Here is a 14,136-nt window from a genome sequence, read left to right on the forward strand (position 1 = left end):
AACGTGCTGGAATTAAGTATAGCCACAAAAAAACCGACGCTTTTGGCGTCGGCTTTTTTACTTCAGTCAGTTATCCGTGAGGGCACTCTGGTAGCGATGCAGCATTGACACCAGCCGCCCTACCGGCTCGGTCACCTGAGGCGGAGCTTCCCAGACCTTTAGCTTCTCCTGGTAGATATCGAGCTCTTCAAGCAGTTGCGTGAAGTAACGGCGTCGTTTGTCATCGCTGCTCGCGGAAAGCACGTGGTCGGCGGTACGACGCAGCTGACGGTGGTAGGCCGACAGATCGTCGTTGATCGGCACAGGCGCGTTACGCAGACGCTGGTGCGCAATGATCATGGTTAACGCCAGCCGGAACTTCGCGATATCGCCCGGGAATTTGTTCAGCAATAAAAACAGCTGCTGATAGAGCGCGGGCAGGTGGTTCTCTTTACGGCGCGCGGTATTGGTGGTCATAGAGGATACGGCAGCCGACACAAACTGGTTCAACAACACGCGGCCCGTTCTTGCCTGCGAGTTATCCCTTACCAGCAGAATGACCATCATCGCCAGGAAACAGCCCACCAGCTGACCTAACGCGCTGTCGAGAAACTGGCTGAAGTGGAAGGTCATCGGGTTATCCAGCACAATAATGTTTATCGTACTCGCCAGCGCCCCCAGCGATCCCAGACGCCGCTTTTGCACTTCAATGCCGATAAAGAACGCCATCACCGCCAGGCTAATACAGAGCAGCAACATGCTCTGTTGCGTAGAGGGAATGATCACCAGGAAATAGAGTGCGCCTATCGGCAACGCGGCAATCGTGCCGTACAGGAAATCAATAGCGACCATACGCGGGTTAGGCAGACGCATCGCCAGTGCGGTCACAACGGCAATCATCACCATTGCGCCGCTGCCGGACGTCCAGCCCGTCCAGAGCCAGAACAGCGTGCCGAGCATGCAGGCAAGCGTTGTACGCCAGAAGTTGACCATCGCATGATGACGCTCGGCAGATTCCGCCTTGATCACCACTTCTCCCTGAAGGACCTCTTCTTCCGCCGCGCTGATTTTGGTGTTACCGATCACGCCGCGTTTCAGCAACAGGTAGCGCGTCGCGGCGCCGACCCAGGTGTAGATCGTCACGGGCGTGTCGCGCTCCCCGGTCCAGGCGATGACCCGGCGCATGCGCTTAAGCTGCTTGTGCACGTCCTGCACCGTTTCCACCGGCTCGGCAAACAGCTCGCGGAACGTATCGGTCACCGCTTCAGGGCGCGTGTTCTGAATAAGGTAGGTTTCGCATGCCTGGGTAATCAGCGTCAGAGAGACGGTATTGAGCGCTTTAAGACGACGGTTAGCGCGGGCCCAGCGCGAAGACTCCATATTGAGATTGCTGCGCATCCCTTCAAGCGCCTGCGTGCGGCGTACCAGCCCGCTCCAGGCTTTATCCACCTCTTCGCTGTCGCCATGCTTAATACACAGCTGCATCAGCTGGTACTGGGCAACGATCAGCGCGTCGAGTTCACGGTCTACTTCCTGCTTGATGGAGCGCGGGGAGAAAAGCAGGTCAGCGACAATGGCGCAGACAATACCAATGACAATCTCACTGCAGCGTTCAACCGCAAACTGCGGAGCGAGCAGCGGTTCGGACTGAATAGTGATAACAATAATCAGCGCGGTATAGCCCGCCAGGCCCCAGGCGTAGGAGTTCTCCACTTTCACCAGAGACGAAATCCAGGTGCAGAAACCCGCCCAGATACAGCAGACCATCAGCATCAGCAGCGGCGTGCGGATCATCAGAATAATAATGGTGAGCGCCGCGAAACAGCCGATGAACGTCCCGATGATACGCAGCATCCCGCGATAGCGGATGGCGCCCGAATAGGGCTCCCCACCCGCGGCAAAAGCTGGACCCGCCGCGACAATCGCAGCCGTCAGCACCGCCCAGCGAGGGGTTTCAAGCTGGAAGTGAAAACCGACAAACAGCGCCAGCACGATGGCACAGGCCAGCTTCACGGCGAAGCGAATGTGCTGGCTGGCGATGGAAAAGATCCCCATAGCGATTAACCAAACTCGCGCAGGCGATGGGCGATTTTACGGAAGATCGAGTCCTGGCTGGCATCCCTGTCTTTTTCACCGGTAATCACCACCGTGGCGGTGGTCCCCGCAGGCCACAGATTTCCCTGCTGCTCGTCCAGGTGGATACGCACCGGCACGCGCTGGGCCAGACGCACCCACTCCAGGTTGGAATCCACCGTTGCCATCCCTTTAGCATCGTTAGAGCTGCTGGAGTTGGTCACCCCCGCGGCGACGCTGTCGACGGTGCCTTTAAAGACGCGGTTGCTGCCAAGCGGCGTGATTTCCGCCCGGTAACCTGGGCGCACGCCTTCCAGCTTGGTCTCTTCCATATAGGCGAGCACGTAGAAGGAGTTCTGCTTAACCAGCGCCACGGCGGTTGAGCCGCGGGTGATAAATTCCCCGGCATAGACGTTAAGGTTGGTGACCCAGCCATCGGACGGCGCGCGGATCACCGTGCGCTCGAGATCGAGCTTCGCCAGGTCGCGCGTCGCTTGCGCTTTCGCCAGCTGGTGTAGCACGGTTTGCAGCACGTTGTTGGACTGGTCAATCTCTTCACGGGACATTGCCTGCACGCCCAGCTGGTTACGGCGGCCTGCCTCACGGCGCTTCTCAGCTGCCAGCGCCTGGTAATAGGCGACATCCGCTTCCGCCTCTTCCAGCGCTTTCTGGTAACGAGGCTGGTCAATGGTGAACAGGACCTGATCTTTTTTCACCAGCTGGTTATCGTGAACGTTAACCGCCGTGATAAGGCCGGCTACGTCGGGCGCTATCGCCACGACGTCGGCGCTGAAGCGCGCATCACGCGTCCACGGCGATTCGGTGTAATAGACCCAGGCGCGGAAAATAGCGATGAAGGCGAGGATTACCAGCGCCATCGTAATGGCAGTGCGGGAGATTTTTCTTGTTAGCGTTTTCACATCAACCTCAGACAAACATGCGCGATATCAGGTAAAACAGGCAGCAATACAGCGCGGTATTGAACAATGCAGGATGCCAGACGAAATCGTAGATCCCGGTAGGGACCAGCACCTTGCGCACCAGCCAGAAGATCGCCAGTGATAAAAGAAGCTCGAAAAATATCGGTGGGAACGACAAACCGAACACCACGATAACGGGAAACAGACTCATGTTGACCTTGATAAGAGAGTGTGCAGGCTTCAGAATTTTTTAGCGCACGCCACCGCAGGAGAGCAAGAAACGCCGGGCGAGAATGGCGCAGCCGTTATGTAATTAATAGTATATTAACGTAACTGTTATGCTGTTATCTATAATATGTGATCTAAATCACTTTTAAGCCAGAGTGAACAATGGAACGTTTAAAACGCATGTCGGTCTTCGCCAAAGTGGTCGAGCTGGGCTCTTTCACCGCAGCGGCACGCCAGCTTCAGATGAGTGTCTCATCCATTAGCCAGACGGTGTCCAAACTGGAAGATGAGCTTCAGGTTAAGCTGCTCAACCGCAGTACCCGCAGCATTGGGCTGACGGAAGCGGGTAAAATTTACTATCAGGGCTGTCGCCGCATGCTGCTTGAAGTGCAGGATGTTCACGAACAGCTCTATGCCTTTAACAACACCCCCATCGGCACGCTGCGCATCGGGTGTTCTTCAACTATGGCACAAAATGTTCTCGCTGCCATGACCGCGGATATGCTGAAAGAGTACCCCGGGCTTACCGTCAACCTGGTGACGGGCATCCCGGCGCCGGATCTGATTGCCGACGGCCTGGACGTGGTGATCCGCGTCGGCGCGCTGCAGGATTCCAGCCTGTTCTCACGTCGGCTGGGCAGCATGCCGATGGTGGTTTGCGCCTCAAAGAGCTATCTGGCGCAGTACGGCGTTCCGGAAAAGCCCGCCGATCTCACCAACCACTCGTGGCTGGAGTACAGCGTGCGGCCCGACAATGAATTTGAGCTGATCGCCCCGGAAGGGATCTCCACCAAACTGCTGCCGGAAGGCCGGTTCGTCACCAACGATCCGATGACTATCTCCCGCTGGCTGGTCGCCGGGGCCGGGATCGCCTACGTGCCGCTGATGTGGGTGATCAACGAGATCAACAGCGGCGTACTGGAGATCCTGTTCCCTCGCTATCAGTCCGATCCGCGCCCGGTGTACGCCCTGTACACCGAAAAAGACAAGCTGCCGCTCAAAGTACAGGTGTGTATTAACTATCTGACCGAGTATTTTGTGGACGTGGCGGAGCTGTTTCAGGGGATGCGGGGAAGAAGGAAGGAATAATCGATTAATTCCTGAAAGTATATGCGTTATTAATATTTCCCGGATGGAACATACATTCATCCGAGAATATTTCCCCTCCGCTATCAGGAATAGCGAATTGACACTGCTGCTGTCCGCCCTTTACCTTATAAGCAGTCTGCCATTCAGACTGTTATTAATTTGTTGCTGATTTGAATAATAAAATGTATTCCGCAGGATGACGTTAAACAAGGAAAACAAATGAATATATTTGAACAAACACCGCCTGCACGCAGGCGCTATGGGCTCGCCGCGTTCATCGGTTTAATTGCAGGGATTGTCTCCGCTTTTGTCAAATGGGGAGCCGAGGTGCCGCTCCCGCCACGAAGCCCCACCGATTTATTCACCGCCGCGTGCGGGCCTGAACAATTAATAAGAGCCGCAAGCCAGATTGATTGTTCCCGTAATTTTTTAAACCCTCCCTATGTATTTTTACGCGACTGGCTGGGCGTCGTTGATCCTAACGCGGCGGTTTATACCTTTGCCGGTCATATATTTAACTGGGTTGGCGTAACACATATTATTTTCTCAATCGTGTTCGCTGTAGGGTATTGTGTAGTTGCTGAAGTCTTTCCGAAAATTAAACTCTGGCAGGGTTTGCTGGCGGGTGCGTTAGCCCAGCTTTTTGTTCATATGATCTCCTTCCCTCTGATGGGGCTGACACCACCGCTGTTCGACCTTCCCTGGTATGAACACGTATCAGAGATCGTGGGTCATCTGATCTGGTTCTGGTCGATCGAAATCATTCGCCGCGATTTACGCAACCGCATTACCCACGAGCCGGATCCGGAGATACCGCTGGGTCAATTACGTTAAAAAAAAGGCGCTACTCGGTAGCGCCTTTTTTTATGTGAACGCAGATCAGGCCGTGCCGCCCACCGTCAGGTTGTCCACTTTCAGCGTTGGCTGGCCCACGCCAACCGGCAGGCTCTGGCCCTCTTTACCGCAGACGCCCACGCCGTTATCCAGCTTCAGATCGTTACCGACCATGGAGATCTGCTGCATCGCTTCAATACCGGAGCCAATCAGCGTCGCGCCTTTTACCGCTTTGGTCACTTTGCCTTTCTCGATCAGATACGCTTCTGACGTGGAGAAGACGAATTTACCGGAGGTGATGTCCACCTGACCGCCGCCAAAGTTTGGTGCAAAGATACCGTAATCAACGGATTCGATAATTTCCTGCGGCGTGGATTTGCCCGGCAGCATATAGGTGTTGGTCATGCGCGGCATTGGCAGGTGCGCATAGGACTCACGACGACCATTACCCGTTGGCGCTACGCCCATCAGGCGCGCGTTGAGTTTGTCCTGCATATAGCCTTTCAGCACGCCGTTTTCAATCAGCACATTGTACTGGCCTGGCGTACCTTCGTCGTCGATAGCCACCGAGCCGCGGCGATCGCGCATGGTGCCGTCATCCACCACGGTGCACAGCTCAGAGGAGACGAGTTGCCCGATCTGGCCGCTGAATACGGACGTACCGCGACGGTTAAAATCGCCTTCCAGACCGTGCCCTACCGCTTCGTGCAACAGCACGCCCGGCCAGCCGGCACCCAGCACCACCGGGAATGAGCCCGCCGGTGCCGCGACAGCATTCAGATTCACCAGCGCCATGCGCACGGCTTCTTTTGCCCACGCGTCAGCGCGCGCTTCACCGTCAACATCCCCCAGGAACCAGTCATAGCCGAAACGGCCGCCGCCGCCGCTTGAGCCGCGCTCGCGTTTACCGTCGTCATCGACCTGCACGCTGATAGAGAGACGCACCAGCGGACGAACATCCGCCGCCAGAGTGCCGTCAGTGGCCGCAACCAGAATCAATTCATAAACGCCGCTCAGGCTGGCGGAGACTTCCTGCACGCGTTTATCGGCAGCACGCGCCACTTTGTCGACGCGGCGCAGGATATCCAGCTTCTCTTCGCGGCTCATGCTCTGCAGCGGATCGATGCTGGTATAGAGCGCAGAGTGAGACACTTCGCCCAGGGTTTTCACGCGACCATCACCGGTATCGCGCACAATGGTACGCGCTGCCTGCGCGCTCTGCTCTAGTGCGGCCAGGCTAATCTGATCGGCATAGGCAAAACCGGTTTTCTCGCCGCTGACGGCACGAACGCCAACGCCCTGGTCGATGTTATAAGAGCCATCTTTGATGATGCTGTCTTCTAAAACCCAGGATTCGTGATAGCTCGACTGGAAATAGAGATCGCCGTAGTCGAGACGGCGTTCGGTCAGTTGACCAAGAATGGAGAACAGGTCCTGATGGCTCAGGCCGTTCGCTGCGAGCAAATGTTCACTTACCAGGTTCAGACTCATCGTATTGCTACTCGTTCGTTGCCGCCCGTGGCGGTATAAAGATCGTATTTATTGAGAGTGAGGCAATTACCTGCCCACGTCAAATCATTGCTGTGCATCTTTGCGCGGCTGGCGCAGCACCTCGTTAATCTGCGGTTTATCCACCGGACCGGTAATGCGGTAGCGCAGAATGGAGACCTTGCTCCAGAGCGGCCCCAGCACTTTACTGGCGGCAAACACCGCCGCACCGACAATCGGGTTCACCACAAAGGCCGCCGCTACGCCCACGCTCGCGGAAATTTCCGGCGCCACCACGGCTTCCATATCCAGCTCGCGACGCACGAGGTTGACTGAGCCTTTCATGGCGATATCCGCTTCCAGGCCGTCCACCAGCGTATCGTCCGTATGCAGAACGCCGTCTTTGATCCACGCCGTACTGCGGATGGAATCGTAGTAGAAACCTTCGTTGAAGGTATCGCTGAAATCGAAGCGCAGCTTGCGCAGCAGCGCATCAAAACTCAGCAGGCGCAGGATCTGCCCGGCGCGCCCCGTGCTCACGTCGGCGATTTCACCTTTGCCGAAGCGGGTTTTCAGAATGCCGTTCAGCGAGGCCTCATCCGGCGTCCACGGCGCGGCGCGCCAGTGAAGATCGTAATCGACGTCAAATGACGAGCCGCGCAGCGGCGTGCTGACACCAAAGAAATTGGCCGCTGCATCCAGCTTGTTACCTTTAATGTCGCCTTTCAGAGACGTACGCTGCTCGCCGGGGTTATTCACCCATTCCCCTGCGGCCGTCATCCGGCCAAAACCGGTATCAACCAACCCGCCAGAGAGCGTAAGCGTGTTTCCCTGGATGGCAAAATCACCGTCGATACGGCCATATTTTTGCCCCCACAGCCAGCACTCCGCACAGCGCAGCTGGAGATCGGGCCAGCCGCTAAAATCGATGCGGGATGTCTTACTCAACGGCGACGTTTTTGCTGGCTGGTCTTTCCTACTCGCGCTTGCCGGGTTGTAGTAGAGATAGCGGATCGCCGCCTGCCACGGCGCGTTATTGCGCATGGTCAGCGTACCGTTGATTTCTCTGCCCTGGGCCTCCACCTTCGAGCCGTTAGCGGTGGGCTGTGAAACAATACTCAGGTTGTTCCACTGCTGTCCGCCCAGCATCAGCGACGGCGTGCGTACGGTAATGGCCTGCGGGAACTGGGCGGTTTGATCGACGTTTTGCCCAACGCCTTTCTGGAACAGCGCCAGCCATTCCGCACCGTCCATCGGCGGGAGATTCAGCTCAACGCCCGCCTGCTCCGGCAGCGGCGGCGTGGAGCGGCTATCCGTCGTCCATATGGCTTTGTCGAGGGTGAGCTTGCGGTTAAGCAGCCAGCGGCTGTTAAAGTGGTTCGTCCCGCCCACGCTTCCGGTCAGCTCGAAGCTGTTCAGGTTGCCATCAACGTTCAGCTTCACCGGCAGCGGCTGTCCGGCCTGTTTATCCAGCGGCGCAGGCAGCTGGCTATGAAGGTTTTTCAAATCGCCCGTAATGTCGACCTTATACTGGGCACCGGCGTGATAAGGCAGGTCGATGGCGACTTTGCCCTGCCAGGCTACCGCACCGTCCACGGATCCCTCAATGGCCTTCGGAAGAACATCCATACGCGATGGCTGCCAGCTACCGTCCAGATTGACGGCCACCTGATAAGCCTTTTCCCCCTCGGTAGTCGTGAAGTCGATATTCACGGGCTGATTAAACCAGCTGGCGTTAAGCGTCTCGCTCTTCAGGTTGCCGTTCTCAAAGCTGAACTGCCCGCTGAGATTTTTCAGGGTGCTCTCAAGGGGTTTGATGTACAGGCTGTTATTCTTCAGACGGACGTCGCCTTTGGCGGTGGTCATTTCACCGTCCAGCGGGATATCAAGATGTAAGCGAGCATTCACATCACCATCAAGCTGCAGCTGCTGCAGAGTCGCCGCCAGCGATTCTTTCAGCGGCGTCTCCTCAAAGTACGGTCCCACCGCTTTGCCCGGCCCGCTGATGTCGGCATCAATAAGCAGTTTCTCTTTTGAATAATCCGGGATGTTTGCCGTCAGGTTGCTGGCCGTCACGCCGCCCAGCGCAACGCTGTCTGACTTCATCCACAGCCCGTCATTGAGAAAGTTAAGCTCGATGTCCAGGTTTTTCAGCGCGGGCCAGCCTGGCTGGAACGCGAAGGTGGCGTTGTGTAACGGCACCAGCACCTGGAACTGACCTTCATTATGCTTGTACGGGAAAAGATGCGGATTACCGCCGTAGGCCAGCGTGGCACTATCGGCCTGACCGCCCTGAATTGCACCGCTCAGATAGTCCACCAGCGCTTTACCCATCAGGTTTTCCGGGAAATAGCGCCAGGCCTGAGAACCGTCACTGGTGCTAATGCCGGCCAGAATACCCAGCCACGGCTCATCACCTTCTGGCTGCAGATAGCGGAAATCGCCGCGCGCATGTACCGCTTTGGCTTTTACGTCGATATGGCGGCCATCAAGCTGGAAACCTTTATCGTTACGGAGCCAGTTTAGCACCGCGCTGCCCTGTTCAATTTCCAGCGGCGCGCGGAAGACCGTTTCGTAAGGCATTCTGGCGTCGTGCATATCAACCGTCAGCCTGCCGTTCTCCACGCTGCCTTCCAGCTTGCCGCTAAAGTGCTCCGCACCCGGCAGCAGCTTCCACTGCTTCCAGGCGAGATCTTTCCACGTTGCCTGGAAACGGGTTTTTTCTGTCGCCTGTAGCGGAATATCCAGCGCCAGGGCGTCTATCTTCCCGCTCGGCTGCGTGGCCAGCCAGATCTCGCCAAGGTCAGGCGAGAGCTTTGCTGCCATGGAGCGCAGCCCTTCAATGGCGGCCAAATCCAGGTTACTGGCACGGATGCGCAGCTCGTCGCTGCGTTTGCTGGCCGCACCGCCAACGTCCTGCTCCGGCATCCAGGCCAGCGTCAGCGCACCGCGCGGCCACGGCTTATCGTCCATAGTGATGCGCGTGTCCGGAATGGCGAACTGCCAGCCCTCTTTCTCCTGCGTGACGTGCGCGGTGAGGTTATCAACGGAAAGCTGATGCTGCTGTTTTTCACCTTTCCAGCTTGCGCCCCCCTGCTTGAGCCAGATATCACCGCTGGCAAATTCCCCTTTCGTCAGGGTCAGCCAGCCTTCAAGGCTGAAACGGGCCGTTTCCAGCTGCATATTTTGCTGGATCCAGTCGCCCAGCCACGGCTTCACATCCACATCGTCGGCCTGTAGCCAGACTTTGCCGTTGTTAAGCAAGCCGTCATCGTCCCGCAGATCCATGCGCACCTGCATCACGCCGTGCTGGCCGTTCAGACTTGAGAGACTAACCTGCCCCTCGGCGCGGTGCCGATCTTTGCCGTTGAGCCAGGTCAGCTGGGGAATCGCGAGCTCGGCACGCTGGCCAGAAAGGGTAATAAAGCTCACTTCGCTGTCGCGCAGATCGAAATGATCGAACTGGCGAAGGAAGAGATCGCTGAAGCGGTTGGCTTCAAGCCCCTGACTGCTATCGCCACCAGACAGCGGCGTGTTGGTCAGAAACTGGAGTTGATAAAAGGTGAGATCGCGAAACTGCCAGCGCAGATGCAGCAGGCTTTGCCAGACGTCCAGCGCCAGGGTCACGCGTTTAATTTTGAGGTAGCCGCCGTCTTTCAGGCTGGCATTGATATCCCGGACATCAAGCGTCGGGCCAAAATTCTGCCAGTTAGCGCTGAGCTGGCTTACATTCACCGGCACGCCGGTGGTGGATTCGATTTTCGCCAGCAGCTGCGGACGCCAGCTGTCCAGATGCGGTAAAACGAGGCGTAGCCCGCTCACGAGCAACGCGACAATCACGACCAGCGTTGCCCCTGTAAGCAATAAAATCCCCGGCAATCGCCTCACGCATCTCTCCTTGTCAGCTTTCGTCACGCAGCGTACTGCGTCTTACATCATCACGACGTCGAACTGCTCCTGGTTATAGAGCGGTTCAATTTGTACTTTTACCTGTTTGCCGACAAAGATTTCCACTTCCGCCAGCGCGTGTGACTCTTCGCCTTTCAGCGCTTCAGCCACCGCAGGGGAAGCATAGACCAGAAAACGATCGGAGTCGTAGGCATGATGAACACGAACGATCTCACGCATGATTTCGTAGCAGACAGTCTCAACCGTCTTTACCGTTCCGCGTCCATGGCAGGTTGGGCATTCATTACACAGCACATGCTCAACGCTTTCACGGGTACGCTTGCGCGTCATTTCCACCAGCCCCAGCTGTGAGAAACCGTTGATGCTGGTTTTCACGCGATCTTTACTCAGCGCCTGTTCAAGCGAGTGCAGCACGCGGCGGCGATGGTCTTCATTACTCATATCGATAAAGTCGATGATGATAATGCCGCCCAGGTTGCGCAGACGAAGCTGGCGCGCAATCGCCTGCGTGGCTTCGATGTTGGTATTGAAGATAGTGTCATCCAGGTTGCGATGGCCAACAAACGCGCCGGTGTTGATATCGACGGTGGTCATCGCTTCGGTCTGATCGATGATCAGATACCCGCCGGATTTCAGCTCGACCTTACGCTCCAGCGCGCGCTGGATCTCGTTTTCAACATCATAGAGATCGAAGATCGGCTGACGCCCTGAGTAATGCTCCAGCAGGCCGGGCATCTCGGGGATATATTCGGCGGTAAACTCCAGCAGGGCTTCATAGGTCAGGCGAGAGTCCACGCGAATGCGGTCGAGCTGCGCATCGGCAAAGTCACGCAGAACACGCTGAGCCAGGGCCAGCTCGCCATAGAGCTGGTAGCGGGTCTGGTTGCGTTTCTTACGCTCCATCACTTTGGTCCAGACGCGCTTCAGATAAGCGGCATCCGATGCCAGGTCTTCTTCGCTGATCCCTTCCGCGGCGGTACGGATGATAAACCCACCCTGCTCATCGCAGTAGGCGCTGACCACTTTTTTAAGACGCTCGCGCTCGGTTTCGCTCTCTATACGCTGCGAAACACCCACGTGCGACGCGCCGGGCATAAAGACCAGATAGCGGGAAGGTAAGGTGATGTCGGTGGTCAAACGCGCGCCTTTGGTACCGAGGGGGTCTTTCACCACCTGTACCATCAGATCCTGTCCCTGACGCACCAGCTCAGAAATATCGCGCACGGCAAACTGCTTTTGCTCTTCGCCCGCAACGCACTCGGTGTGCGGCATGATATCGGAGGCATGTAAAAATGCCGCCTTATCCAGTCCAATATCTACAAAAGCCGCCTGCATACCCGGTAGTACACGACTGACACGACCTTTGTAGATATTGCCTACTATTCCGCGCCGCGCTTCACGCTCAATATGAATTTCCTGAAGAATGCCACCATCAATATAGGCCACACGGGTTTCCGATGGCGTTACGTTTACCAACAATTCAGCCGTCATAATTATCCCTTCCCTCACGCAGTGAGTTAAAATTGCTCAGCAACTCATACGTTTCCACCAGCGGTAAGCCGACTACGGCGTGATAGCTGCCATGAATCTTCCTGACAAAACAGCCACCCAGCCCCTGAATACCGTATGCACCTGCTTTATCCATCGGTTCACCGCTGGCAATATAAGCGGCGATGTCGTCGTCGGTAAGTACTCTGAACGTCACGTCCGTCACCACCAGGCAATCCAGCACGTGCTGGCTGTCAGCCAGCGCGACGGCCGTCATCACCTGATGCGTTTGTCCGGACAGTTTGCGCAGCATGCGCGCCGCATGATCGGCGTCGCGCGGTTTCTCAAGCACTTCACCGTTAAGGATAACGATGGTATCTGCCCCCAGCACGGGGAGATCGCGTGGCACGCTGGCTACGCCAGCCTGCGCTTTCTCGCGCGCCAGGCGAGACACGTACTGTTGAGCACTTTCGCCTTCAGCACGTTTTTCTTCAATGCCGGTCACGATGCGTTCAAAAGACACCCCTAGCTGCGTCAGGAGTTCCTGACGGCGCGGGGAGCCGGAAGCGAGATACAAAGACGTCATAGAAACCTTTTATTGCACAGCAAACTGCTGGCGAACCTTACGCATCAGCAGGAACAGCCATGGCCAGAGCACACCGTTTACTACACTACTCCAGAACACTTCCGGTCGGAAAGAGACGTTGATCACTAAAAACTCTGCCCAGAAAACAACGATATCCGCCGCGAGCGACAATAGCATCACCACCAGGGCCTGTTGCCAGAGCGCAAGGTTACGAAAGAGCTGGAATTTGAGAGCGACGAGGTACGCAATAATGCTCATGGACAAGGCACGCACGCCAAGCGTAGAGCCGCTAATGAGATCCAGTATGGCACCCATCACAAAACCTGTGCCGACATTTACGCGATGCGGCAGGGCAAGGATCCAGTAGAGCAAAATGAGCAATACCCAGTTAGGCCGGAAAACGAGAATGTCATCCGGCCAGGGCATCACTTGCAGTAACAGTGCGATGAGAAACGAGAGCCAGATGACCCAGCGTCCCTGGCTACGATAGCTTGCCACTACTGCCCTCCCGAAGAGAGTTTAGGCGGTGGCGGCGCATCCGGCAGCGGCTGCGTTAACCCTGTTGCCGGCGCCGGGACTGGCGCAGGTGGCCCCATGGAATCCGCAGGCGGGAGAACCTGCGGCATCATCTGCATCAGGCGTTCATTCGCCACACGATGCACCTCTTCAGGCGTCATCGGGTTAGCACCATTGCGATCGGCACCCCACAGCAGCAGCAGATAGCGCAGACGCTGTAAACCGGCGGTTGGACGCGCCTGAATCACGGTATAGGCACGCTGAGTATCCAGCTTCACTGACGACACCACCGCAACCGGATAGCCTTCAGGGAAGCGCCCGCCCAGACCGGAGGTCACCAGGACGTCGCCCACGCGGATATCCGTGTTAGCAGGCAGGTGTTCCAGCTGCAGATCGTCCGTACAGCCGTTACCGGCCGCAATCACGCGAATATCGTTACGCAGAACCTGGATCGGCAGCGCATGCGTGGCATCGCAAATCAGCAGCACGCGGCTGGTCAGTTTGGCCACGGCAACAACCTGGCCCACTACGCCTTTATCACTGATAACAGGCTGACCTTCATACACGCCGTTTACGCTCCCTTTGTCGATCACAACCTGATCGCTGTAAGGGTCGTTTACGGTTGAGATCACCTGCGTCACCATTTTCTGCTCATCCTGACGCAGCGGCGAGCCGAGCAGCTCACGCAGACGCGCATTTTCCTGCTTATACTGCCCCAGCATCAGCAGCTCGCTGTTTTTCAGCAGCAGTTCCTGACGTAATGCCCGGTTTTCGAGTTCGAGTTGGTCACGCGAAGACAGCGTTTGAGAAACGGAGTCGAGCAGTTCACGGGGACCATTTGATACAAAGTAGAAAGGACTGACGGCGGTATCCATGTACGTTCTGATTTGGCTGAACGTACCGAGGCGGCTATCGGCAATAATGACCCCAAGCGCAACCAGAACCGCCAGAATGAGGCGAAACTGTAGCGATGGGCCACGGCTAAAAATTGGCTTCATAGGCTATGCGTATTCTCGCGTCAGAGAG

11 protein-coding genes are annotated in these 14,136 nt (G+C 56.7%); 2 read left to right on the forward strand and 9 right to left on the reverse strand.

All coding sequences use genetic code 11. The annotated features are described in order from the left end of the window. Nucleotides 1-66: 66 nt before the first annotated feature. Genes aaeB through aaeX form a run of 3 tightly spaced genes read right to left on the reverse strand, consistent with a single transcriptional unit; the run spans nucleotide 67 to nucleotide 3,183 of the window. Nucleotides 67-2,034 carry a p-hydroxybenzoic acid efflux pump subunit AaeB gene (gene aaeB / locus AC3WOK_RS13295; protein ID WP_063431359.1) on the reverse strand — a complete coding sequence of 656 codons (1,968 nt, stop codon included), beginning with the start codon at nucleotides 2,032-2,034 and terminating at the stop codon, nucleotides 67-69. Between the two features lie 5 nt (nucleotides 2,035-2,039). Next, nucleotides 2,040-2,972, reverse strand: coding sequence for a p-hydroxybenzoic acid efflux pump subunit AaeA (aaeA, locus tag AC3WOK_RS13300; protein WP_059312144.1), 933 nt, complete (start codon nucleotides 2,970-2,972; stop codon nucleotides 2,040-2,042). Between the two features lie 7 nt (nucleotides 2,973-2,979). After that, nucleotides 2,980-3,183 (reverse strand): p-hydroxybenzoic acid efflux pump operon protein AaeX, encoded by a 204-nt coding sequence (gene aaeX, locus AC3WOK_RS13305; RefSeq protein WP_003860416.1) that lies wholly within the window; start codon nucleotides 3,181-3,183, stop codon nucleotides 2,980-2,982. 179 nt (nucleotides 3,184-3,362) lie between these two features. Between aaeX and aaeR the strand changes: the two genes are divergently transcribed. Together aaeR and AC3WOK_RS13315 are read left to right on the forward strand one after the other, a co-directional pair. Continuing rightward, entirely contained in the window at nucleotides 3,363-4,289 is a 927-nt protein-coding gene (gene aaeR / locus AC3WOK_RS13310) for an HTH-type transcriptional activator AaeR (protein WP_023616809.1), read from the forward strand. Between the two features lie 219 nt (nucleotides 4,290-4,508). Next, nucleotides 4,509-5,123, forward strand: a complete 615-nt coding sequence (locus AC3WOK_RS13315) for a YagU family protein (RefSeq protein WP_059312142.1) — start codon at nucleotides 4,509-4,511, stop codon at nucleotides 5,121-5,123. Nucleotides 5,124-5,168: 45 nt separating this feature from the next. On the opposite strand, the gene tldD is transcribed toward AC3WOK_RS13315, so the two are convergent. The 6 genes from tldD to mreC all read right to left on the reverse strand — a co-directional run bounded on the left by tldD (nucleotide 5,169) and on the right by mreC (nucleotide 14,108). After that, nucleotides 5,169-6,614, reverse strand: coding sequence for a metalloprotease TldD (gene tldD / locus AC3WOK_RS13320; protein ID WP_047347665.1), 1,446 nt, complete (start codon nucleotides 6,612-6,614; stop codon nucleotides 5,169-5,171). Nucleotides 6,615-6,698: 84 nt separating this feature from the next. Next, entirely contained in the window at nucleotides 6,699-10,499 is a 3,801-nt protein-coding gene (yhdP, locus tag AC3WOK_RS13325; protein ID WP_492354646.1) for an AsmA2 domain-containing protein YhdP, read from the reverse strand. 42 nt (nucleotides 10,500-10,541) lie between these two features. After that, nucleotides 10,542-12,011, reverse strand: coding sequence for a ribonuclease G (gene rng, locus AC3WOK_RS13330; protein WP_010436156.1), 1,470 nt, complete (start codon nucleotides 12,009-12,011; stop codon nucleotides 10,542-10,544). Further along, a complete protein-coding gene (locus AC3WOK_RS13335; protein WP_492354647.1) occupies nucleotides 12,001-12,594 on the reverse strand; it encodes a Maf family protein in 594 nt (197 codons plus the stop codon). Before AC3WOK_RS13335 ends, rng begins: the two co-directional genes overlap by 11 nt. Nucleotides 12,595-12,603: 9 nt before the next feature. Next, nucleotides 12,604-13,092, reverse strand: coding sequence for a rod shape-determining protein MreD (mreD, locus tag AC3WOK_RS13340; RefSeq protein ID WP_023309399.1), 489 nt, complete (start codon nucleotides 13,090-13,092; stop codon nucleotides 12,604-12,606). Then, nucleotides 13,092-14,108, reverse strand: a complete 1,017-nt coding sequence (gene mreC, locus AC3WOK_RS13345; protein WP_023309400.1) for a rod shape-determining protein MreC — start codon at nucleotides 14,106-14,108, stop codon at nucleotides 13,092-13,094. The genes mreD and mreC overlap by 1 nt, the downstream gene beginning before the upstream one ends. Nucleotides 14,109-14,136 lie beyond the last annotated feature (28 nt).

This window comes from Enterobacter sp. FW301-JW81, assembly GCF_058788735.1.